Origin of the sequence: Pseudomonas brassicacearum (genome assembly GCF_003732175.1) — a bacterium.
Classification (GTDB): Bacteria; Pseudomonadota; Gammaproteobacteria; order Pseudomonadales; family Pseudomonadaceae; genus Aquipseudomonas; species Aquipseudomonas brassicacearum_G.
On sequence record NZ_MOBI01000007.1, the window covers coordinates 190299 to 213294 of the forward strand.

General features: G+C 57.6%; 21 protein-coding genes. 16 read left to right on the plus strand and 5 right to left on the minus strand.

The window, feature by feature from the left end:
- The first annotated feature begins 10 nt into the window (after positions 1 to 10).
- Positions 11 to 355: an MmcQ/YjbR family DNA-binding protein gene (locus BK658_RS07110; RefSeq protein WP_404943166.1), complete on the plus strand. Its 345-nt coding sequence runs from the start codon at positions 11 to 13 to the stop codon at positions 353 to 355.
- Here BK658_RS07110 and BK658_RS07115 read toward each other — a convergent pair.
- Positions 352 to 783: a DUF1294 domain-containing protein gene (locus BK658_RS07115; protein ID WP_123581691.1), complete on the minus strand. Its 432-nt coding sequence runs from the start codon at positions 781 to 783 to the stop codon at positions 352 to 354. The genes BK658_RS07110 and BK658_RS07115 overlap by 4 nt on opposite strands.
- Positions 753 to 1583 carry an undecaprenyl-diphosphate phosphatase gene (locus BK658_RS07120; RefSeq protein WP_123581692.1) on the minus strand — a complete coding sequence of 277 codons (831 nt, stop codon included), beginning with the start codon at positions 1581 to 1583 and terminating at the stop codon, positions 753 to 755. Before BK658_RS07120 ends, BK658_RS07115 begins: the two co-directional genes overlap by 31 nt.
- 298 nt (positions 1584 to 1881) lie before the next feature.
- Here BK658_RS07120 and BK658_RS07125 point away from each other — a divergent pair, with 298 nt between their 5' ends.
- The 9 genes from BK658_RS07125 to BK658_RS07170 all read left to right on the plus strand — a co-directional run bounded on the left by BK658_RS07125 (position 1882) and on the right by BK658_RS07170 (position 10365).
- Positions 1882 to 3516, plus strand: a complete 1635-nt coding sequence (locus tag BK658_RS07125; protein WP_123581693.1) for a methyl-accepting chemotaxis protein — start codon at positions 1882 to 1884, stop codon at positions 3514 to 3516.
- A gap of 217 nt (positions 3517 to 3733) precedes the next feature.
- Positions 3734 to 4297 carry a nicotinamide riboside transporter PnuC gene (pnuC, locus tag BK658_RS07135; protein WP_123581695.1) on the plus strand — a complete coding sequence of 188 codons (564 nt, stop codon included), beginning with the start codon at positions 3734 to 3736 and terminating at the stop codon, positions 4295 to 4297.
- Positions 4294 to 4818 carry an AAA family ATPase gene (locus tag BK658_RS07140; protein ID WP_123581696.1) on the plus strand — a complete coding sequence of 175 codons (525 nt, stop codon included), beginning with the start codon at positions 4294 to 4296 and terminating at the stop codon, positions 4816 to 4818. The genes pnuC and BK658_RS07140 overlap by 4 nt, the downstream gene beginning before the upstream one ends.
- A 357-nt stretch (positions 4819 to 5175) precedes the next feature.
- The gene (locus BK658_RS07145) at positions 5176 to 5613 is read left to right on the plus strand and encodes a hypothetical protein (protein ID WP_123581697.1); all 438 of its coding nucleotides are present in this window, start codon (positions 5176 to 5178) and stop codon (positions 5611 to 5613) included.
- Position 5614: 1 nt separating this feature from the next.
- The gene (locus BK658_RS07150; RefSeq protein WP_123581698.1) at positions 5615 to 6187 is read left to right on the plus strand and encodes an adhesin; all 573 of its coding nucleotides are present in this window, start codon (positions 5615 to 5617) and stop codon (positions 6185 to 6187) included.
- A gap of 54 nt (positions 6188 to 6241) precedes the next feature.
- Positions 6242 to 7519, plus strand: a complete 1278-nt coding sequence (locus BK658_RS07155) for an autotransporter outer membrane beta-barrel domain-containing protein (RefSeq protein WP_123581699.1) — start codon at positions 6242 to 6244, stop codon at positions 7517 to 7519.
- Between the two features lie 70 nt (positions 7520 to 7589).
- Positions 7590 to 8270 carry a C39 family peptidase gene (locus BK658_RS07160; protein ID WP_123581700.1) on the plus strand — a complete coding sequence of 227 codons (681 nt, stop codon included), beginning with the start codon at positions 7590 to 7592 and terminating at the stop codon, positions 8268 to 8270.
- Positions 8271 to 8303: 33 nt separating this feature from the next.
- The gene (locus tag BK658_RS07165; protein WP_123581701.1) at positions 8304 to 9044 is read left to right on the plus strand and encodes a hypothetical protein; all 741 of its coding nucleotides are present in this window, start codon (positions 8304 to 8306) and stop codon (positions 9042 to 9044) included.
- A 46-nt stretch (positions 9045 to 9090) separates the two neighbouring features.
- Positions 9091 to 10365 carry a hypothetical protein gene (locus BK658_RS07170; RefSeq protein ID WP_123581702.1) on the plus strand — a complete coding sequence of 425 codons (1275 nt, stop codon included), beginning with the start codon at positions 9091 to 9093 and terminating at the stop codon, positions 10363 to 10365.
- Between the two features lie 65 nt (positions 10366 to 10430).
- Here the strand turns inward: BK658_RS07170 and BK658_RS07175 are convergent, their stop codons facing one another.
- Positions 10431 to 11756: a sigma-54 dependent transcriptional regulator gene (locus BK658_RS07175; protein WP_123581703.1), complete on the minus strand. Its 1326-nt coding sequence runs from the start codon at positions 11754 to 11756 to the stop codon at positions 10431 to 10433.
- Positions 11757 to 12100: 344 nt separating this feature from the next.
- Here BK658_RS07175 and BK658_RS07180 point away from each other — a divergent pair, with 344 nt between their 5' ends.
- The 3 genes from BK658_RS07180 to nhaB all read left to right on the plus strand — a co-directional run bounded on the left by BK658_RS07180 (position 12101) and on the right by nhaB (position 15559).
- Entirely contained in the window at positions 12101 to 12367 is a 267-nt protein-coding gene (locus tag BK658_RS07180) for a hypothetical protein (protein ID WP_123581704.1), read from the plus strand.
- A gap of 282 nt (positions 12368 to 12649) precedes the next feature.
- On the plus strand, positions 12650 to 13939 hold the full coding sequence (locus BK658_RS07185; protein WP_123581705.1) for a hypothetical protein: 1290 nt from the start codon (positions 12650 to 12652) through the stop codon (positions 13937 to 13939).
- A 117-nt stretch (positions 13940 to 14056) separates the two neighbouring features.
- Entirely contained in the window at positions 14057 to 15559 is a 1503-nt protein-coding gene (gene nhaB / locus BK658_RS07190) for a sodium/proton antiporter NhaB (protein WP_123581706.1), read from the plus strand.
- Positions 15560 to 15685: 126 nt separating this feature from the next.
- On the opposite strand, the gene zwf is transcribed toward nhaB, so the two are convergent.
- The gene (gene zwf / locus BK658_RS07195; protein ID WP_123581707.1) at positions 15686 to 17200 is read right to left on the minus strand and encodes a glucose-6-phosphate dehydrogenase; all 1515 of its coding nucleotides are present in this window, start codon (positions 17198 to 17200) and stop codon (positions 15686 to 15688) included.
- Positions 17197 to 18201 carry a phosphogluconate dehydrogenase (NAD(+)-dependent, decarboxylating) gene (gene gnd, locus BK658_RS07200; protein WP_259740066.1) on the minus strand — a complete coding sequence of 335 codons (1005 nt, stop codon included), beginning with the start codon at positions 18199 to 18201 and terminating at the stop codon, positions 17197 to 17199. Before gnd ends, zwf begins: the two co-directional genes overlap by 4 nt.
- Before the next feature lie 250 nt (positions 18202 to 18451).
- Here gnd and BK658_RS29935 point away from each other — a divergent pair, with 250 nt between their 5' ends.
- The 3 genes from BK658_RS29935 to BK658_RS07210 all read left to right on the plus strand — a co-directional run bounded on the left by BK658_RS29935 (position 18452) and on the right by BK658_RS07210 (position 22955).
- Entirely contained in the window at positions 18452 to 18619 is a 168-nt protein-coding gene (locus tag BK658_RS29935) for a DUF6026 family protein (RefSeq protein WP_185019790.1), read from the plus strand.
- 173 nt (positions 18620 to 18792) lie between these two features.
- Positions 18793 to 20538: a phosphoethanolamine transferase CptA gene (locus BK658_RS07205; protein ID WP_123581709.1), complete on the plus strand. Its 1746-nt coding sequence runs from the start codon at positions 18793 to 18795 to the stop codon at positions 20536 to 20538.
- Between the two features lie 170 nt (positions 20539 to 20708).
- Positions 20709 to 22955: a TonB-dependent siderophore receptor gene (locus BK658_RS07210; RefSeq protein WP_123581710.1), complete on the plus strand. Its 2247-nt coding sequence runs from the start codon at positions 20709 to 20711 to the stop codon at positions 22953 to 22955.
- The last annotated feature ends 41 nt before the right edge of the window (positions 22956 to 22996 follow it).

Here is a 22996-nt window from a genome sequence, read left to right on the forward strand (position 1 = left end):
GGTTAAGCCAATGACTGAAGAAGACGTGGCGCGTTTCTGCCTGGCACTGCCCGGCGCGCAAGAGGATTACAAATGGGGTGGCGTGCGGGTGTTTTCAGTTGCTGGAAACAAGATGTTCGCCCTGCAAAACCTGCGGGGTGAGTCATTGGCGTTCAAGGTCGACAAAGAGCTGTTTCTGGGGCATGTCGACCGCCCCGGTATCGGGCCGGCACCCTATCTGGCAAGGGCGCAGTGGATCATCATGCAAACGCCCTACCCGCTTGGCGCCGACGAACTGCAAGGCTTGCTGCAACGTTCTCACCAACTGGTGGTGAGCAAGCTGCCCAAGCGCGTGCAGGTCGGGTTATTGCTTTAGAACAGCCTGAAGAGGCCAGCACCAAGAAACAACTGGTCGATCCAGAAAACCTGATGCAGCAGCACGATAATCCAGAACACCACTTGATAGGACACTTTGCGGGTCTTGTGCCGGAACACTTGCTGGGCGAGCAAGGCACCCGGCCAGCCACCGGCCAGTTCAATTGCATGCAGCACGTTTTCCGGTGTACGCCAGCTGTCGGCCCGGGCCTTGCGCTTGTCGCTCCAGTACAAGCAGTACGCGAGCAGGCTGACAATCCCATAGGCCACGAGCGGAATCAGCGAAATCCCGCGCCACCAGAGAAGCATCGAGCCAAATGCCGGCAAGGCGCACAACGCCAGGAACACCAAGCCTTTTAGGCGCGGGTTTTGAATCCCGCGCCCATTGCGTGGCTCGATCACGATGTAGCCGCTGCCCAGTCGACCCAACCGAACTGCCAGGTCGCCAGGATCAACAAGCCGAACACGATCCGGTACCAGGCAAACGCAGCGTAGCTGTGGCTGGCGATGAATTTGAGCAAGCCCTTGACCGCGATCATCGCGAAAATAAACGCAGTGATGAAGCCGATGGCGAACACCGGGAGGTCAGCGGCCTGAAACAGGTCGCGATACTTGTAGCCGGAGTACACCGCGGCACCGACCATGGTCGGCATGGCCAGGAAGAACGAAAACTCGGTGGCGGTTTTCCGCGACAGGCCAAACAACAAGCCGCCGATGATCGTCGAACCGGAGCGCGAAGTGCCGGGAATCATTGCCAGGCACTGGGCAAAACCGACCTTCAGGGCGTCTTTCCAGGTGATCTCGTCGACGGTTTCAGCATGCACGGTGTGCTCGCGACGCTCAGCCCACAACATGATGATCCCGCCCACCACCAGCGCCGTCGCCACGGTGATGGGGTTGAACAGGTATTTGTGGATCAGGTCAGCGAAGATCACTCCCAGTACCACCGCCGGCATGAAAGCGATCAGCAGGTTAACGGTAAACCGTTGAGCGTTGCGCTGCGTTGGCAATCCGGTCACCACGTCGAGTATCTTGCGGCGAAACTCCCAGACCACAGCCAGGATCGCGCCGAGCTGAATGATGATGTTGAATGCCTTCTCGCGCTCGCCACCGAAGTTGAGTAAATCAGCGACGATAATCTGGTGCCCTGTACTGGAAATGGGTAAAAACTCTGTCAGTCCTTCTACAACGCCAAGAATCAAAGCCTGAACGGCGATCCAAAAATCCATTAATCCCCCAATGAAACGATGCCTCCAAGGCATGCCTCGTTAATAAAACTTAAGCGTCCACTGCGATCAGCGTCACCGAATGACACTACGCACGATCCCCACACGAAGCCGTAACCCCCCGTGAAAATCAGCGCCAATTCAGGTTTTTGCTGACGCGGCCGAAATCCTATCAGACATGCCTGAATAACGCTGCGCCGTAATTGGACTTGAGTAGGGTTGGCTCAACAGCAAAAGCGTGCCTGAATGCTGGCGGTCGTTTATGACAAGAACAAGAACAAAAACCCGGAGTAACACGGTTATGAATAGCTTGCGCAGTGTGTCGATCAGCCGTCGTCTGTGGCTCATCCTGATTGTGGCTGTGCTGATGCTGTTGACGTTGGGTGTGCTGATGCTCAAGCAGATCCACGATGACCTTTATCAGGCTAAGGCCCAGAAAACCCAACATGTGGTGCAGACAGCCAGCGGCATTCTGGCCTACTACCATGACCTGGAAACCGCCGGCACCCTGACCCGCGAGGCGGCGCAGAAGCAGGCATTGAGCGTGGTGCGCGGATTGCGCTACGACCAGAGCGACTACTTCTGGATCAACGACCTGACGCCCGTGATGGTCATGCACCCGACCAATCCGAAACTCGAAGGCCAGAACCTTTCCATGATCAAGGATCCGGACGGCTTCGCGTTGTTCAACGAGATGGTGGTCATCGCCAAGGCCAAAGGCGCCGGCATGGTTGACTATCGCTGGCCGAAACCCGGTGCCAGTACACCTGTCCAGAAGACCTCCTACGTGAAACTCTTCGAGCCTTGGGGCTGGGTCATTGGTTCAGGTGTGTACATCGATGACATGCAGGCCGAGTTCTACGCACAAATGTGGCAGACATCGCTTGTCGGGCTTGCCATTGCTGTCCTTATGGCACTGCTGGTGATCCTGATTGCGCGCAGTATCGTGCGCCCACTCCAGGAAACCGTGAACGCCATGGCCAATATCGCCAGCGGTGAAAGCGATCTGACCCGTAGCCTTGATACCCACGGTCAGGACGAAGTGACCGAATTGGCGCAGCATTTCAACGCCTTCACGGCAAAATTGCGTCGGGTCATCACTCAGCTGCAACTGTCCGCCAGTGCCCTGGGGCAGTCATCCAGCGACTTGGGCAACGATGCGGCCCAAGCCCAGGCGCGCAGCCAGCAACAGTCCCAACAAATGGAGCTGGTGGCGACCGCCATCAATGAGGTGACCTATGGCGTGCAGGATGTGGCCAGGAACGCCGAGCACGCCGCCAGCGAAATGCGCGATGCGCAAGCGCAGGCACAACAGGGGCAAGTAAACATCGATGGAAGCTTGCAGCAGATCGATCAACTGTCGAACACCATCGATCAAGCCGTTGAGGTTATCCGCACCCTGGCCACCGAAAGCACTCAGATCGGCAGCGTGCTCGAAGTGATTCGCTCGATCGCCGAACAGACCAATCTGCTGGCGCTCAATGCGGCCATTGAAGCGGCCCGTGCCGGTGAGCAAGGACGGGGCTTCGCGGTGGTGGCCGATGAAGTCCGGCTGCTGGCACAGCGCACGCAAAAGTCCACGGCCGAAATCCAGTCGATGATCGAGCGCTTGCAGAGCCATTCCGAGGCGGCAGTCAAAGTGATCGGCGACAGCAGCCGTGCCTCACAACTGACCATTGAACAGGCCGGGTTGGCGGGTGCCAGCCTGAACGCGATCGGCCAGACCCTGAACAATCTCAACGGCCTGAACGCCTCGATTGCCAGTGCAACCCTGCAACAGGCGCACGTGGTCGAGGACATCAACCAGAACGTCACCCAGGCCGCGGGTTTGTCCCACAGCACCGCCTTGGCTGCTGAGCAGTCAAGCGTCGCAAGCGTGCATTTGAAAGAACTCAGTGAGCAGTTGAATGGCTTGCTCAAGCAGTTTCGGGTGTAGACACATTTTGCGGTGAAACACCGCTCCTGTGGGAGCGGGCTTGCTCGCGAAGCGAACACCGCAGTTTTTCAGGCATTGCGAGTCATCGTTCTTCGCGGGCAAGCCACGCTCCCACAGGGTCCGCGTCTTAGCTGACCGACATTCGGGCAAGCCCTCTCGCCACAATCCCCACCTGCGTTACAATCGGCGCCCTTTTCAACTTCACCAAGGATCCGTCATGTCCGGGCTTGAACTGTTTGCCGCCGCACTCGGCGTGATTGCCGTCTGGTTGACGGTCAAACAGAACCCTTGGTGCTGGCCGATCGGACTGGTCATGGTGTTGCTCTACAGTTGGATCTTTTTCGAGGTGAAGCTGTATTCGGACATGCTGCTGCAAGTGATTTACGCCGGCTTGCAGCTCTACGGCTGGTGGCAGTGGACCCGTGCCGGCGAAGCGCAACATGGCCGGCAAGTCACGCAGCTGGATAGTCGCTCGATGTGGGCGGGGCTGGCCGTCGGCGCCGTCGGCAGCTTGCTGCTGGGCGCGGCCATGGCTCATTGGACCGATGCCGCGCAGCCCTGGCTGGACGCGGCATTGACTGGTTTCAGTCTGGTGGCGCAACTGTGGATGGCACAAAAACGCCTGCAATGCTGGCCGCTGTGGATTGCCGTCGATGTGATTTTCGTCGGGCTGTTTATCTACAAGGGCTTGTACCTGACCGCCGCACTCTATGGCCTGTTTACGCTGATCGCCGTGCAAGGCTGGCGTGAGTGGCAGGCCGATCCGGCGCTGCGCGCATGAAGGTCCTGGTACTCACCGGCCCGGAGTCCAGTGGTAAAAGCTGGTTATCGGCAGAGCTTCAACGCCACTTTGGTGGGTTGCTGGTAGGTGAATATGTACGTTACTTCATTGAGCAGAACCCTCGTGATACCTGCCTTGCCGATATCCCGGAGATTGCCCGTGGTCAGATGGCCTGGGAAGATAGCGCCCGAGCCCAGCGCCCCGCGCTGCTGATTCTCGATACTCACTTGCTGAGCAATGTGTTGTGGAGCCAAACCCTGTTTGGCGAATGCCCCACCTGGATCGAAGACGCGCTGCTGGCCAGGCATTACGACCTGCACCTGCTGCTTTCTCCCGAATCAGTTGACTGGACGGATGACGGCCAGCGCTGCCAACCGGATCTGAACCAGCGCCTGGCGTTCTTCAACGCAACAAAAGCCTGGCTGGAACAACACCAGCAAAGACTGCAGGTCATCAACGGCGATTGGGCTGAACGTCGTCGTCAGGCCTTTGCTGCCGTGGAGCAATTGCTAACGCTGTGAAGTTACACCCGCTCGGAACGTCCTCGGCGTCCCCCTGCTTTTTGGGCAATGTGTCCATTCCTGAAACACTTCAGTGCAGCGCAACAGCCCTATCAACGGCCTTCATCCTCTTGTCATGCTGACTGTTAAGTCATTGATACACTCGCCCGCAAGCACTTGATTTAGAGCTTTTCGACCGATGGGGCCGACTCGCGATGGCGGGCACTGTCTCACGGTTGATACAGTTCAAACATCCCTCTGCCTGTGCTGCCCCGTAACATATTGAATTCAATCAACAAATAAAAAGCGGCACAGCTTCTGCTCTCTCCTTCACAACGCTGACCAAGGCCAGCGCACAAAAGAAGAGGGAGTGCCGACGTGGAGACAATCGATAAAGGCTTTATCCGCCTCCTGCTGATCGGATGTGCGTTCAGCTCTGTCATCAGTCTGCCTGTCCCGGCCGCCGATGGGATCATCATCATCCAGCGGGAAGTCCAAACGCGTAACGCGACTCGCCGCCCCCTAGTTCCCGACCCTAACCCCCTGACCGTGAATGCCAACCCGTCCAGGCAAGTCATCAGTGCAACCAATGAACTGTCGGACAGTGACATTTCCGGCATCAGCAGCGGTGCAAGCATCGCCGGCACGATCACTCAAGCCACCGGCTCGTTGAGCGGCAGCATCAACGGTCAGTCACAGCTGCCCGGCTTGTCCGCTGGACATTCCTCAGGCTCCGGCAACGGCATTGCCAACAGGATCGACGGCACCATCCAGCAAGGCCTGGGCAGTCTGAAAATGATATCGGGGGGGCAATGAAATGAATCGCACTCTGCTGATTGTGGCCATGTTTTGCAGTGCGCCGACCTTTGCCCAACCTCCTGTTATCGATACAGCCACCATCGACAACTCCGGCAGTCAGTACCAGGGCAACTTCTCGGTCAACCAGGCTGCCGGCGATCAGCAACAACAGGCCAACGCCCGAGCCATCGCCATTGACACCGACGCCAGCGCCACCACGCAGATTCGCCAACGGTTGCGTACTCATGTCGATCCCAGGATCGATGCCCAGTCAGCCATTAAAGGCAACGCCTTCAGTAACGGCAATGGCGTTCTGGGGGTCAACCAGAGTTCGGGCGCCAGCAACCAGCAAGCCAACGCCCTGCGGATAAGCATCAGTGCTACGCCGCAAAGTATCGACGACAGCGTCCTCCTGCAACAGAACGTGGCGCTGCTCAACAACTCCGATTCAACGGATCTTACTCCTGGCCATCGCCAGGTCGCTACCAGCGACCAGGCCTTCACCGGTAGTCGTGGGGTGATCCAGTTGAATCAGAGCGCCGGGGTGGGAAACCGAACGGCCAACACCCTGAGCGTACGGGTCGCGGATTGACCCAACAGGTAACAACAACACTTAACTACCTAAAATAAAGTACGGAGAATCAGCATGAAACCCTTAATGGCAATCAAGCCTCTGGTTTTCGCAATCGCTGCGGTAATGGCAGTTGCTGCACAAGCTGGCCAGGGTGGTGACGACCATCACCACCACCCAAGACCAGTAGTCAATCCAAAAGACACCACCGATGCTGGCGCCACTGCCAACGCTACAGATAAACAAACCAGCACTAACAACTACATCAGTAATGAAGGGACTAAAAACACTGCCAACATGACCAATTCGGCCACGGGCGCGTCCGGTAACGTGGGCGTCAACGTTGCAGCAGGCGACGGCAACCAACAAGACAACGCTGCCGCCATTGCCAGCGGTGACGGCTCGTTTGTCTTTGGGTCTGTGGTGGCAACCGCCAAGGTCACGCAAACCCAAAACAACAACGAGGTCGACAACCAATCCACCAACAACAGCGCCAATATGAGTGGTTCGGCTAACGGCGGCAGCGGCAACCTGGGCATCAACATGGCTGCTGGCGACCTTAACCAACAGAAAAACACCATGGCGATCGCTGTGTCTGGCGGCAAGCACGCTACTGCAACCGCGAGTGCCGATCAAACAGGCCCAGGCCTGAAGGTGTATAACGACGCCGATCGGACCTACCGCCTGGATACGCTGTCGCGTACCGTCACATCCAGTGGTCATGAGTCTTTCACAGAGGCATCCAAATCGCACTCTGCTTCGGACTTTACCAAGCGCTTGGATACCGCCTTTGCTACGCACGAAGCTACCAGTTCTGCTTCACGCTCTGCTAGCGCCTCTGCCAGTGCTGCTGCCAGCGCCGCTGCTTCGCATGCTGCTGTGAATGCTAGTCTGGATGTGAACGTGGACGTGGACGTTAGCTCTAGCAGGACTAATGGCTGGCACAACAGCAGCAGGAGTGCGACTTTCGACGCCGATATCGACGCATCGCTCGCCGCATCGATCGACAAATCGCGCAGCGCATCGAACAGCGCATCGAGCAGCGCATCGCGCAGTGCATCTAGCAGCGCATCGCGCGACGCATCGGGCAGCGCATCGTTCGCCGCTTCTGGCAGTGAATCGAAAGATAAATCGCAAAGCTTCAGCGAGTCCAGCGCCTTTGACTTGAGCAACACCGTGTCCTGGCAAGTGCTGACCCCAACTGGCTGGGCAAACCCTGTGACCAACACTGCCAACCTGAACGGTTCTGTTAACGGCGGCAGTGGCAACCTGGGTGTCAACGTGGCTGCCGGTAACGGCAACCAGCAAAGCAACTCGCTGTCCATTGCATCCGGTTGCAGAACCTGCCTGTAAACCTAGCTCCAGAGTCTGGAGAGCCCCCTTCGGGGGGCTTTTTTTCACTCTTGCACGAGGGCTTCCGATCATGCGCATTTTCGCCCTGATGTTCCTGGTTTTTCTGGCTGGCCTGAGCGAAGCGGGACAAATGCCGCTTTCCGTCTTGCCTGGTGGAGCGGTCGTTTTCAAACCGGTCCAGAGCATGCGTGAGCGCAAATTTGCCGACCTGGTCCAACAGAAAACCGACTTCAGTTGCGGTGCAGCTTCCCTGGCGACCGTATTGCGCCAGGCCTATTGGCTGGACGTAACCGAGGCACAAATCATCAAAGGCATGCTGGCTCACTCCGACCAGAATCTGGTCCGCGTCCAGGGCTTCTCCATGCTCGACATGAAGCGTTACGTGGAAAGTATCGGCATGCGGGCCCGTGGTTACCGGGTAACGCCGGAAGGTCTGACCAGTGTCGCCATTCCGGTCATCGTGCTCATGGACATTCGCGGCTACAAGCACTTCGTGGTCATGCAAAAAGCGGAGAAAGACTGGGTGTATATCGGTGATCCGGTACTCGGTCACAAACGCTTCAAGTTCGACGATTTTGTCAAAGGCTGGAACGGCATCATCTTCGCCGTCATAGGCCAGGGCTACGACAAGACCAACGTCTTGCGCGATCCACCTTTGCCACTGACCGCCAAGAACCGCATCAACACCTTCAGCCCGGTGCGGGATGCAGAATTGATGGATTTCGGATTCATCCAGAGCGACTTTTTCTAATGACAAGGGAGCACGAAGCTCCGGGAGTATCCAATGAAGACTCCATACTGGCTGGCCGTCGTTTGCCTGGCCGCCAGCCTGCCAACACAAGCACTCACGTTCAAACCGATTGAACTCAAGGATCAGGAGTTGGCGACCCTTCGCGGCCGGTATGTCATGCCGGGCCGGATCATCAGTTTCGGGATTGTCATGACCAGTACCTGGCAAAATGCCAGCGGCGAAGTGATCGGGGCAACCTCCTCGATGCAGATTCAAGAATCGACCATCAAGCCACAGTTCTATGTGTCGATGATCGACAAGAAAGGTGATGGTTCACCGGTCTCCCAGGGGGCCGGCAATGTCAGCGGCGGCGCCGGCCTCAGCACCACCCAGGGCGTAACCCAGGTCGTGCGCGCTGCTGGCGACTACAACAGCGCCTACAACAATGTCGCCATCAACGTCAAAGAAGCCAACCAGGCACCACAAATGGATACCCAGGGCCAGCCATTGGCCGCCGGTACGACCCTGTCTGCGTCCAACGGTGCCGGAACCTTCAGTATGTCGTCGAGTAACACTGGCGTGCAGTTGAACATTCAGGCCAACAACAATCAGGGCAGTACCGTACAACGCCTTGCCCAAGGCGGCCTGATGCAGAACGCGACCTTGCTCGGCGGAGGAAATCAGGTGAACAACCTGACGTCCCTCAATGTTGTCCTGCGCAACAACCTGCCGACCGTCGGGGCGCTGGACTGCAGTCTGGACCAACTAAAAGGTCTACGCACTCTCGGATACTGATCTACGCTCAGTCTCATCGAATGTAGTCAGAAGGGACGGCAAACCCATGCACAGATCGTTCACGTTGAGAGCTGTCGTTTGTTTGAGTACCCTGGTCCCGGCCACTTTGCTTCAAGCAGCACCGGACCCCCAGGTAGAAGCCTTAAAACAAGAACTCATGGAGCTGAAACAGCGTTACGAAGCACAACAAAACGCGCTGATGGTACTTGAGCAGCGCGTTAAACAAGTCGAAGAAACACCAGCAACACCTGCTCCCAAACGCCTGACCCGCTCCCCTGCCGAACAGACCACAGGCGCCAAGACTGTGGCCACGGGTGCCCCAGGGACCACTTCGTATGGGCAGTCGCTCAAGGATGACTCGGGACCTGCGCAAAGCGTGTCCAACCTGTATGACGAAGCCAGCGGCTTCTTCGGTGGTGGCAAGTTCAGTTTCGAAACAGGCATGACTTATACCCACTATGACACCCGTGCATTGGTGCTCAATGGCTTTCTGGCTCTTGACTCGATTTTTCTCGGCAACATCAACATTGACCGCATCAAGGCCGACAACTGGACCCTGGACCTGACAGGCCGCTACAACGTGGCGCAACGCTGGCAATTCGATATCAACGTCCCGGTCGTCTATCGAGATTCGACGTACTCCTCTGGTGGTGCAGGAGGCGCAGCCCCGGTCTCATCCGACGCCAGCGTTAAGCGCGATCCGACCATCGGCGATGTCAACTTTGGTGTTGCCTACAAGTTCCTGGATGAATCGGAAAACCTGCCCGACGCGGTCGTCACTCTGCGAGTCAAGGCGCCGACCGGCAAAAATCCGTACGGAATCAAGCTGATCAAGGACCCGGGCAACGACAATTTGTCGGTACCTCAGTCACTCCCTACCGGCAACGGTGTCTGGTCGATTACCCCGGGTATCTCACTGGTCAAGACCTTCGACCCTGCCGTGCTCTTCGGCAGCCTGTCCTATACCTACAACATGCAGGACTCCTTCAGCGATATCAGCCCCACTGTAAATTCCACGGTCCCGGGAGACGTGAAACTGGGCGACTCCTGGCAGGTCGGCGCCGGTATTGCGTTTGCCTTGAACGAGAAAATGAGTATGTCGTTTTCGTTTTCCGACCAATTCGCCCGCAAAAGCAAAGTCAAACCAAGCGGCCAGGACTGGCAATCAATCCCGGACAGCGACTACAACGCTGCCAACTTCAACATCGGCCTGACCATGGCGGCAACCGACAAACTGACGATAGTCCCCAACCTCGCCATCGGCCTGACCCAGGACGCACCAGCCTTCTCCTTCAGCCTGAAATTCCCGTACTACTTCTAAACGCCACGCAAGGAAAAGGCCCACTGCGACGTAAATCGCAGCGGGCCTTTTCGTTTCTCCGCGCCCTAGCGGATCTGGTGCTTGTGCAGCAATCGGTAAAAAGTCGGCCGTGAAACGCCCAGTACTCGAGCGGCTACGCTGAGGTTGTCACTGTGGCGGTTCAATACGTCGCACAATGCCTGGCGTTCGGCGCGGGTCTTGTAGTCTTCGAGGGTGCCCATCGGTGCGGTAATCACCTGTTGGCCAATCAACCCAAGGTCCCGCGCCTCAATCTGTCGGCCTTCAGCCAGCACCAACCCTCGACGCACCCGGTTTGCCAGCTCACGGACATTGCCCGGCCAGTCGTGTTTGCCCATGGCAATCAGCGCGTCTTCACTGAAACTGCGCGGCCGACGTCCGGTTTCCTGGCTGTAGAAGTGGGAAAAATGGTTGGCCAACATCGCCAGATCGCCGTGACGCTCGCGTAGCGGCGCAGTGACCACCTGCAGAACATTGAGCCGGTAGTACAAGTCCTCGCGAAAACGCTTGGCCTCGATCGCAGCTTCCAGATCCACGTGAGTGGCTGCCAGGACCCGGACATCCACGGGAATCGGTTGACTGCCGCCGACCCGTTCGATGTGTTTTTCCTGCAGGAAACGCAACAGGTTAGCTTGCAGCTCAAGGGGCAGATCGCCTATTTCATCCAGAAACAGGGTGCCACCATTGGCCGCTTCAATGCGTCCGACTTTACGTTGATGTGCTCCGGTAAAAGCGCCTTTTTCATGACCAAACAGCTCGGACTGAATCAAATGTTCGGGAATCGCACCGCAATTGATCGCGACAAACGGTTTGCTGCGGCGTTGCGACTGGCGGTGCAAGGTTCTGGCGACCAGCTCTTTACCAGTGCCACTTTCCCCTCGAATCAACACCGGCGACTCGGTGGGCGCCAATTTGCTCAGCAATTTGCGCAGTTCGCGGATCGGCCGACTGTCGCCCAGCAGTTCATGTTCGGGCTGGTGGACGTGAATCGTGCCCTGGCCGCGCAAACGCGCCATACCGAATGCTCGCCCAAGGGTCACTTGAACCCTGGAGACGTCAAACGGCAAGGTATGGAAATCGAAAAACCATTCGCAGACAAAATCACCGGCATTCTGCAGCCGCAGGACTTCCTGGTTGAGAACAGCGATCCATTCAGTGCCGCTACGGCTGATCAGTTCCTTGACGGCTTCAGGACGTTCAAAATGAACAGGTTGAAGGCGCAGCAGGCCGACATCACAGGAATGATGGGAAGCGTTCTCAAGGGTACAGCTGTCGACATCCCAGCCGATCGTACGCAGGCCGGGTAATAAGCGATGGCAGTCGTCACACGGATCAACCACTAGCAAACGTCGCAATGCTGGCGTTTCGATCATGACTGTTCCTTGGCGCCAAAAATTAGAAAATTTATTAGAAACAGTCGTTTGGCGTCCCTGAATGTAACGGTAGCAAGATCTTGACGCTGCCTTGTATCGTTTAATAATAAGGTCAACGTCGTTTACGTTATAAAACGTGCCCGTATTAGCTACCTGACACGTTTGAACCTTTCATCCAGCTTTCAACGCGCTCCTTGTCATTGCCATTATAAAAGAAAGTGTAAATTTCTTTTGATTATGTGTGACCCGCCCCCCCATTGCGCGCATCAGTACAAGTAACCAGCCGAACGGTAAGCCCAACCGACGGCACATCACTTGATTGGGCACAGACGAGAGAAGACCCCATGAACGCCCCGCTCCGTATCAACGAAGCTCTTTTGATTGCCGACCGCGCATTTACCCCCTTCCAATGCGTGGCCTGGGCTCCACAGGACGGCACCGGCGAACTCAGCCTGACCGTCATAGACCGCACCAGCACCCCTATCGGCCGCAAACAGATCCCCAGCAGCGCCTATACCGACCCGGCCCAACTTGAATCCTTGCTGGAACAAGTTCGCGCCGAACTGAGCCAGGAAGGTTATCAGTTGCAATCCTGGACAATGCCGCAGTAAACGAAAAGTGCGAATCACGGCGAAGTGATCCGCACTTTTTTTATCGATACATCTCAAGATCTCCCCCTCCTCTTCGGCGCTCTCGGTTAACGCTTTATTGCGATAGACGGTCGTATAAGCCAGACCAACTTGTCACCGGTTCGCAAAGACATTGTTCTGGCACAGAACGACGCTCCGTCTGTGATTTCAGACCGTTGTGCATTGCATCAATCAGGGATTGAATATTTCCTTCAAGTCTTCCTCCTGGGTTCTGGATCCGGTCGACTCGCAAGGAGATGCGACATGCCCATCCATAACGCTTTTGCCCTCGCGCGCCCTCTCGGCACAGCAGGACGACTCGACTCAAGTTTTGCATCATCCGGCAAGGCCTGGGTGCAGTTCGCGGGCAGCCTTTCAAGCATGGCCAACGATGTCGCGGTCGATTCGAAGGGCCGCTTGCTGGTCGTGGCCAAGGTCGGAACCAGGGACGGTTACTGTTATGGGCTGGCCCGATTACTTGAGAATGGTTCAGCGGATCGGAGCTTCGGCACGAAAGGCAGCATTACCGGACAGTTCGAAAGCGGCTTCGAAGCCACAGGAGGCAAGGTTCGAGAACTGCCCGATGGGAAAATCCTGTTATCCGGTCTGCATTACGAAAGCCCCCACCGCACACTCCCGGCACTGGCAATGTTTGACTCGCAGGGACACCCGGTTCTGCAATTTGGCGACCGGGGTGTACAGATCGTGCGTTTGCCCGGTGATTTGTCCCGAGGCCTGCGTGACGACTGGTTACCGCCGGGAGTCACGGGCGCCGAAGCCTGCGACTTCCGGGTACTGGCCGACGGCCGAATCCTGCTGTTGGCCAACCATCACTACGAATTCTCGGATCACGTCGGCATCCTGATACGGCTCAATCCGGACGGAACGCTGGACGAGACATTCAATGGCCACGGATTTGTCATGGTCAGGCACCTGCTGGTGAATACCTGGCTGAGCAGCCTCCTGGTGCAGGCAGATGGTCAGATTGTGGTCGCCGGCTCCATCAATCAGCCGCAGGAAGGTTTGCTGGCACGCTTCGACAGCACCGGCCGGCTGGACGAAGACTTCGCTGAAGACGGTTTTTTAAGCTTCAAGGTTCAGGGTCGCAGTGCCCAGGTGAGTCAGGTGATCGAGCAAACGGATGGGCGCCTGCAGTGTTTCGGCAGCAGTCGCGACCCGATGCAATGCCTCTCGCTGACCGTGCGCAAAAATGGTCAGCCGGACACTCATTGCAATAGCGGTCACGCGCGGCTCAGCGAAATAGGTAGCAGCGGCTGCCAATGGACAGCGGCCCGGGTTCTCGCCGATGGCCGGGTGCTCAGCGTCGGAGCAACCATTGGCGGCATTGCAGCGGATTTCCTTTTGGCGCGGCATCTCCCGGACGGACGCCTGGATCGCCGCTTTGCCAATGGCCAAGGCTGGGTTCGTACCCGTCTGGGGCGTAGCCTGGACATGGCAACCGCGCTGGCCGTGCAGGCTGACGAGCGAATTGTGGTCAGCGGCTACTCACTAGATGGCCACTACCGGGCGGTAGTGGCACGCTATCTGGGGTAGTGCTTTGCCGTTGTTCCTCTGCAGGTGCGCGGCCACCTATTGATAATGAAACTCAAGAGCTTGATCTTCCGGGACTGTTACGGCAAGTTGCGCGCTTCTTGATAGAAGGAGCAACTGATGTCCGGCTCAATGGCCCAGGCGTTTACACACAATTTCCTCGGGCATTCGCCACGCTGGTACAAGGCAAGCATTCTCGCCTTCCTGATTCTCAACCCGCTGGTGCTGTGGACCGCGGGGCCGGTGGCCGCGGGCTGGTTGCTGGTGGCAGAGTTCATTTTCACCCTGGCCATGGCACTCAAGTGCTACCCGCTGATGCCGGGTGGCCTGTTGATGGTCGAAGCGCTGCTGCTGCGCATGACCACACCTGAAGCACTGTATGACGAGCTGCTGCATAACTTTCCGGTGATCCTGCTGCTGATGTTCATGGTGGCGGGCATTTACTTCATGAAAGACCTGCTGCTGTTCCTGTTTTCGCGGCTGTTGCTTGGGGTTCGTTCCAAGGCACTGCTGGGGCTGATGTTCTGTTTTCTGTCGGCGTTTTTGTCGGCGTTTCTCGACGCGTTGACGGTGACCGCCGTGATCATCAGTGCGGCCGTAGGGTTTTACTCGGTCTATCACCGCGTGGCGTCGGGCAACGATCCACGGCAGGACAGCGAATTCAGCGACGATCAGAACCTGCCGGTCCTGCATCACCAAGACCTTGAACAGTTCCGTTCATTCCTGCGCAGTCTGTTGATGCACGGCGCAGTGGGCACCGCGCTCGGTGGTGTCTGCACCTTGGTGGGTGAGCCGCAGAACCTGCTGATCGGCCATGAAATGGGTTGGCACTTTGCAGACTTCTTCCTGATGGTCGCCCCGGTCTCGCTGCCAGTACTGGTCGCGGGCCTGGTGACCTGTGTGGTGCTGGAGAAACTGCGCTGGTTTGGTTATGGCACCTTGCTGCCAGACAACGTTCGCGCGGTGCTGGCCAACTATGCGGCACAGGACAACGCCGAGCGCACTGCCCGCCAACGCGCTGCACTGTTGGTACAAGGCGCGGCCGCGCTGATTCTGATTGCCGGGTTGGCGTTTCACATTGCCGAGGTCGGGTTGATCGGCTTGATGGTGATCGTCTTGATCACGGCGTTCACCGGCATTACCGAAGAGCACCGGATCGGCAATGCCTTCAAGGATGCAATGCCGTTTACCGCCTTGCTGGTGGTGTTCTTCGCCGTTGTGGCAGTGATTCACGATCAGCAACTGTTCACACCGTTGATCCAGTGGGTGCTGTCCCTGCCGGCAGATCAGCAACCGGGCATGTTGTTTATCGCCAATGGCGTGTTGTCGGCCATCAGCGATAACGTGTTCGTGGCGACGATCTACATCACCGAGGTGAAACAGGCATTCATCTCCGGCCATATGAACCGCGAGCATTTCGAAACGCTGGCGATTGCCATCAATACCGGCACCAACCTGCCCAGCGTGGCAACACCCAATGGTCAGGCGGCGTTTCTGTTTCTGCTGACCTCGGCAATTGCCCCGCTGATCCGGCTGTCTTACGGGCGCATGGTCTGGATGGCATTGCCGTACACCGTGGTGATGGGTGTGCTGGGCTGGTATGCGGTGAGCTACTGGTTGTAACACTTACCCTGTGGGAGCGAGCCTGCTCGCGATAGCGGTCTGAGATTCAACAACGATGTTGAATGATATGGCCTCTTCGCGAGCAGGCTCGCTCCCACAGGGGGGGTGTATGAAGTATTGCCTGACTCAGCCGAGGCTGTGCCAGATGCGACCGTCTCGAGTCAGTAACTCATCAGCCGCATCCGGGCCATTTTCACCGGCCGCGTAGGTTTGCACACTGGCGTCCTCTTTCCAGGCATCGAGGAACGGCTGAACAGCACGCCAGCCATTTTCAATGTTGTCAGCGCGCTGAAAGAGCGTTTGATCACCGGTCAGGCAGTCGTAGATCAAGGTTTCATAACCGGTGGACGGCTGCATCTCGAAGTAATCCTTATAGGCAAAGCCCAACTCGATGTTAGCCATGTTCAGCGCAGGCCCGGGTCGCTTGGCCAGCAGGTCGAACCACATGCCTTCATTGGGCTGAATCTGGATCCTCAGGTAAGTCGGTTGCAACACATCGACTTCGGTGTCGCGAAACTGCGCGTAAGGCGCAGGCTTGAAGCAGATGGCGATTTCGGTATCGCGTACACTCATGCGCTTGCCGGTGCGTAAGTAGAACGGCACGCCGACCCAACGCCAGTTATCGATCATCACCTTGAGCGCGACGAAGGTTTCCGTCGTGCTGTCTGGTGCGACATTGGGCTCTTCACGGTAACCGGCCAACGGCTTGCCGGCGATTTCACCGGCGACATACTGACCGCGCACCGAGTTGGCTCGCGCCTCTTCAGTAGACCAGGGACGAATCGCCCCCACCACCTTGGCTTTTTCACCGCGCACCGCGTCGGCACCGAAGGCCGCCGGAGGCTCCATCGCAACCATCGCCAGCAGCTGGAACAGGTGATTGGGCACCATATCGCGCAGCGCACCCGTGTGTTCATAAAAACTGCCACGGGTTTCGACGCCAACGGTTTCTGCGGCAGTGATTTGTACGTGGTCGATGTAATGGTTGTTCCAGAACGCTTCGAACAGGCTGTTGGAGAACCGGCTGACCAGAATGTTCTGCACGGTCTCCTTGCCCAGGTAATGGTCGATCCGGTAAATCTGTTTCTCCGACATGACCTTGAGCAAGCACGCGTTCAAGGCTTCGGCGGTGTGCAGGTCGGAACCGAAGGGCTTTTCGACCACGACCCGGCGGAAAGCGTCGTCGCCCTCTTCCAGCAGCCTGGACGAACCCAGACGACGCACCACTTCACTGAAAAAGCGCGGCGCGGTGGCCAGATAGAACACCGCGTTGCCAGTACCACTCTCGGCGATTTTTGCGCCGAGCGCCTGATAGGTGCTGTCGTCGAGAAAATCGCCCTGGACATAGCTGATGCCCTTGGCCAGTTTGGCCCAGAGCACCGGGTCCAGAGGGTCATGACCGACTTTGTTGGCCGCCTCGGCGCGAATGAAGTCTTCAAGCTTTTTAGCAAAGTCCGCGTCGCTGATCGCATTGTGGTCGACACCGACGATCCGCAATCCATCGCCGAGCAAACCGTCACGACTGAGGTTGTACAGCGCCGGCATCAGCAAGCGCTTGACCAGGTCGCCGTGAGCACCAAACAGGAACAACGTGGTGGGTGGTGCGGGGTGTGCCTTGGATTTCTTGCGGATCGAAGTCATTTTTTCGGCGTCTCGACATGGCCACCAAAGCCGAAGCGCATGGCCGACAGCAGCTTGTCGCCATAAGTGCTTTGCTGGCGCGAACGGAAGCGGGCAAACAGCGAGTTGGACAATACCGGCACCGGAACCGATTGCTCCATGGCCGCTTCGATGGTCCAGCGACCTTCACCGCTGTCAGCCACTGCACCGGAGTAGCCATCGAGTTTCGGATCGCTGGCCAAGGCATCGGCCGTCAGGTCCAACAACCAGGACGAGACAACGCTGCCACGACGCCAGACTTCGGCAATATCGGCCACGTTCAGATCAAAGCGCTGATCTTCCGGCAGGTTCTCCGAAGCTTTGGTCTTGAGGATGTCGAAGCCTTCGGCAAATGCCTGCATCATCCCGTATTCGATGCCGTTGTGAATCATCTTCACGAAGTGCCCGGAACCTGCAGGGCCGGCATGAATGTAGCCACGCTCGGCACGATCATCTTCGGCCACCCGGTCCTTGGTCCGCGGGATATCGCCCAGGCCTGGCGCCAGTGCGTCGAACAGCGGGTCGAGGCGATCAACCACGTCAGCGTCACCGCCGATCATCATGCAGTAACCGCGCTCCAGCCCCCAAACTCCGCCGGAGGTGCCGACATCGATGTACTTCAGGCCTTTTTCCGACAGGGTTTTCGCGCGGCGTATGTCATCCTTATAGAAGGTGTTGCCGCCATCGATGATCACATCGCCGGCGTCCAGCAATTGGCTCAGGGCGTCGATGGTTTCTTCGGTCGGCGCGCCCGCTGGCAGCATGACCCAGACCGCTCGGGGTTTATCCAGTGCCGCGACCAGTGCCGGCAAGTCAGCAACGCCAGTGGCGCCCTCTTCACTCAGGGTCTCAACAAACGCGGTGTTACGGTCATAGACCACAGTGGTGTGCCCATTGAGCATCAGGCGCCGCGCAATGTTGCCGCCCATGCGGCCCAGTCCGATAATCCCCAGTTGCATGTGCTGATGCTCCTTACTACAAATAAAGGTATGCCAAGGTTATAGCGCAATGAACCTGATTAAGGTTAGTCCAGAGCGCTGCAACATAGTTTCCGGACGATTTGCCCGAGCTATAGGGATAACGTCCAAAACGTTGGCGAAGACACAGGGACCGCGAAAAATAAAAAAGTTCCATAAATAACAAAAAGAAACCAGAATCGGCGCCGATAGTGGTTCGGGCATGACTCCAGAGCAGCCCACCCACAGATGTGACACGCCATTTGCGAGGTGAGCAATGGGCACCGTAGTAAACGCACGACCTCCACAGACCCTCTACGTGACGATTCGTCGTGACGAATTGCGCCAGCTCAAAGCCGAACGCGAACAACTGCTCGACCAGGTCGCGCAATTGCGCCTGTTGCTTGCCCAGGCACAATCGCCCGGACAGCCGGTAACGCGCTGAAACCGAGCAATAGCCACTACACAAGCTGTCAGTTAGCTGAACGAAACTCACATTTTTTTCACATCTGCCTGATGATAATTCGTCGGTTATAGCCGCCCACTTTGTGAGCGGTGCAATTGTTGGTGTCTGGAAATGCTCCAGTATCCGCAGTAATTAATCGGATGGAGCGCTGAATGGCGATGTTTAAACGCAGCAATACGTCTGCGAAAGGTTTCGATTGGGCAGGACTTGGCTGGCTTTTCCTGTTCTTCTGGTATTTCTCCGGCATCACCCAACTCCTCATCCTGTTGTCCGACACCGCGGGTTTCGCCGGTTTCCGCCAGGCCTTCATCATGAGCGCCATCTGGCTGGCACCGATGCTACTGTTCCCGGCGCGTACGCGTTTGCTGGCGGCATTGATCGGTGTCTTGCTCTGGGCCTGCTCGATGGCGAGCCTGGGTTACTTCTTCATCTATCAGCAGGAGTTCTCGCAAAGCGTCATCTTCATCATGTTCGAATCGAACGTGTCGGAAGCTGGCGAATACATGACTCAGTATTTTGCCTGGTGGATGGTCCTGGCCTTCCTGGCGCATACAGCGGTTGCAGTATTGCTGTGGACGCGTCTGCGCCCGGTTTACCTGTCTCGTGGTAAAGCCCTGCTGGCTGCGACTGCCATTCTGGTCGCCATTATCGGTTATCCGCTGATCAAGCAGACGGCCCGTACCGGCAGCTTCGCCAGCGGCCTCGAAAAATTCGAAACCCGGGTCGAGCCAGCGGTGCCGTGGCAGATGATGGTTGCCTATCGTCGCTACCGTGAAACGCTCGGCAGCATGCAAGGCATGCTCGACAACGCGAGTCAGATCCCGCCGCTGCACAACTTCAAGGATGCGATGGCAAACCAGCCCGCGACCCTGGTGCTGGTGATTGGCGAATCGACCAACCGTCAGCGCATGAGCCTGTATGGCTACCCGCGTGAAACCACGCCGGAACTCGACAAGCTCAAGGATCAACTGGCGGTTTTCGACAACGTCGTTACCCCGCGCCCTTACACCATCGAGGCGCTGCAACAGGTTCTGACCTTCGCCGACGAAGAGAATCCGGACCTGTACCTGAAGACGCCATCACTGGTCAGCGTGATGAAACAGGCGGGTTACAAGACCTTCTGGATCACCAACCAGCAGACCATGACCAAGCGCAACACCATGCTCACGACGTTCTCCGAGCAGGCTGATGAACAGGTCTACCTGAACAACAACCGCAACCAGAACGCCCGCCAGTACGATGGCGATGTATTGGAACCGTTCTCCAAGGCCCTGGCCGACAGCGCTCCGCGCAAGCTCATCGTCGTGCATTTGCTCGGCACGCACATGAGTTACCAGTACCGTTATCCGCCGACGTTCGACAAATTCAACAATCGTCAGGGTGTACCGGCAGGCATCAGCGATGATCAGTTGCCGACCTACAACAGCTACGACAATGCGGTTTTGTACAACGACTTCGTGGTGTCGAGCCTGATCAAGGACTACGCCAAGACCGATCCAAACGGCTTCCTGCTGTACCTCTCCGACCACGGCGAAGACGTTTTCGACTCCGCAGGTCACACCACGCTGGGTCGTAACGAAGCCAAACCGACTGCGCCGATGTACACGATTCCGTTCATCGCCTGGGCTTCGCCAAAATGGCGAGAAACCCACGACTGGAGCTTTGCCGCGGACCTGCAACGGCCTTACAGCAGTTCGCAGCTGATCCACACCTGGGCAGACCTTGCAGGCTTGAGTTTCGATGAACTGGACCGCAGCAAGAGCCTGGTCAGCAACAGCTTCAAACCGCGCCCGCTGTTGATCGGCAACCCTTATGAGCGCGAACAGAAAGCGCTGATCGACTTCAGCCTGATGAAACCCAAGACTGCCGCTGTCAGCGCCTCAACCATCAAGCCGTAATCTCTTCGGGGGCTGGTTCCAGCCCCCGCTTTCTGCGCAGCATTAATGCCCTCTCGGTAGCTGAAACACCCCTGAAGATAATAATTATTCTTGTTTAAGCTAAATCACCCCGCTCCTTTTCGTCTTTGAGCAAACGGAAATTTTCCATCGAAGACAAGGAGCCGGCAGCGATGTTCGCGCCTATTACCCGTTCCATGAGCTTGACCCTGGGGCTTTGCAGTGCCGCCCTTTGCCCGGATTTGCTGGCCGAAACCAACCCGGAGCAAACATCAGTCGCGCCTGTAAAAACCCTTGAGCTGGAGACCACCAGCGTCACGGCCGATGGCTTGGGCAGCACCACCGAAAACACTCACGCGTACACCACCGGCTCCATGAGTACCGCCACGCGGCTGAACCTCTCGATCAAGGAAACGCCACAGTCCCTGTCGGTGGTGACTCGCCAACAGATGGATGATTTCAAGCTCGATACCCTATCCAAAGCGATGAGCCAGACCACCGGCGTGGTGGTTCAGCACAATGACTCCGACCGGGTGAGCTATTCCTCACGCGGCTATGGAATCGACAACTTCCAGATCGATGGCATGCTCAACACCTTCAATCGCATGAAGTCCGATTCGGACACCATCATCTACGACCGCATCGAAGTGGTTCGCGGCGCGACCGGGCTGACCAGCGGTGCCGGCGACCCTTCCGCCACCATCAACATGGTGCGCAAACGCCCGACCCGGCAATGGGAAGCCCGAAGCGGCGTCAGCGGTGGCAGCTATGACGATTACTACAGCTATGTCGATGTCGGCGGCCCGCTGGGGTTCGACGGTCGCCTGCGTGGCCGCAGCGTGTTGGCCTATCGCGACAGCAAATCCTTTCGTGATCATTACCAACTGCAACGAGAAGTCGGCTACGGGATTCTCGAAGCCGATCTGACAGACGACACCGTGCTGGCGGTGGGTTACGACTATCAGGACAAACAGGTCCAGGGCACGTCTTGGGGAACGGTGCCGTACTGGACCTCATCCGGTACCAGGGCCAATTTGCCGAGATCGACCAACATGGCCGCGCACTGGAGTTCCTGGCCACTGAAAGACAAGACCGCGTTCGCCACGCTGGATCAACGGCTGGGTGAAGGCTGGCATTTGAAAGCCGCCTACACCCATCGACAAAGCGACATCGACGGCAAGGTGTACTACGGCGGCGGAGGTTTCCCCAATGATGACCGCAGTGGAATGACCGCCTACAAGGGTCACATGAAGGGTGTCCAGAAGATGGACGTGTACGACGTCAACCTGGCCGGGACGTATCCGTTGCTGGGGCGCGAGCATGAAGTGATGGTCGGCTATGGCGAGGCTGACCGGCGCGAATCCGCCCCCTACATTGTGGACGGCGCAACACCGCCAGGTTACGACAACATCCGCGACTGGAAGTACATGGGCAGCATCGGCAAATTCCCGGACACCGTCACCGGCCTGCAAGGCTCGCACGACAGCACCCGGCAGAAGGCCGGTTACCTGGCAACACGCTTGAGCCTGACCGAAAGACTGCACGCGGTGCTCGGCAGTCGCTATGGCAGTTGGAGTACCGACAGCAGCACGTACGGATACGACGCCCACTATCAGCGCATCGCCACCGACCACAGCAGCCAGCAACACAACGACGTCTTCACCCCTTACGCGGGCCTGCTCTACGACCTCACTCCCGAGTACACCGTCTACGCCAGCTACACCGACATCTTCAACCCTCAGAGCGAGCGGGATGTCAGTCGCAAGTACCTCGAGCCCGTCGTGGGCAGCAACTATGAAGTGGGGCTCAAGGGCAGCTTGCTCGAAGAGCGGCTGAACCTCGCTACCGCGTTGTTCTGGAGCACCCAGGACAACGTCGCCGAGCGTGACGACTCGGTGCCGCCTGACCCGGTCACTGGCGAAGAGTTTTTCAAATCCGGCGGCAAGGGCAACAAGGTTCAGGGCTTCGAGGCCGAAGTGTCCGGCGAAGTGCTACAAGGCTGGAACCTCACGGCCGGTTACACCTACACCCACTCGGTGAACGGTGAACACAAGCGCACCAACACCGCTCAACCCCTGAACATGTTGCGGGTGTCGACAGCCTATCGCCTGCCGGGCGATTGGCAGGCGCTGACCATTGGTGGCGCGGTGAATTGGCAAAGCGATATCTACGGCAATTCCCGCCGCCCGGTCGGCCGTGACGCCAACGCTGAAGTGGTGACGCAAAACACCCGAATCAATCAGCACACCTACACCGTGGTAAAGCTGATGTCTCGCTACGAGATCGACAAGCATCTGTCGGCATCGTTGAACGTCGACAACCTGCTCGACGAGAAATACTACGACAACGTCGGTTTCTATAACGGCGTCTTCTGGGGCGACCCGCGCACCGTGACCTTGAGCCTGGACTGGAGGCTCTAGCGGCCAGGCTCAAGAACCACCCCTCACCCTAACCCTCTCCC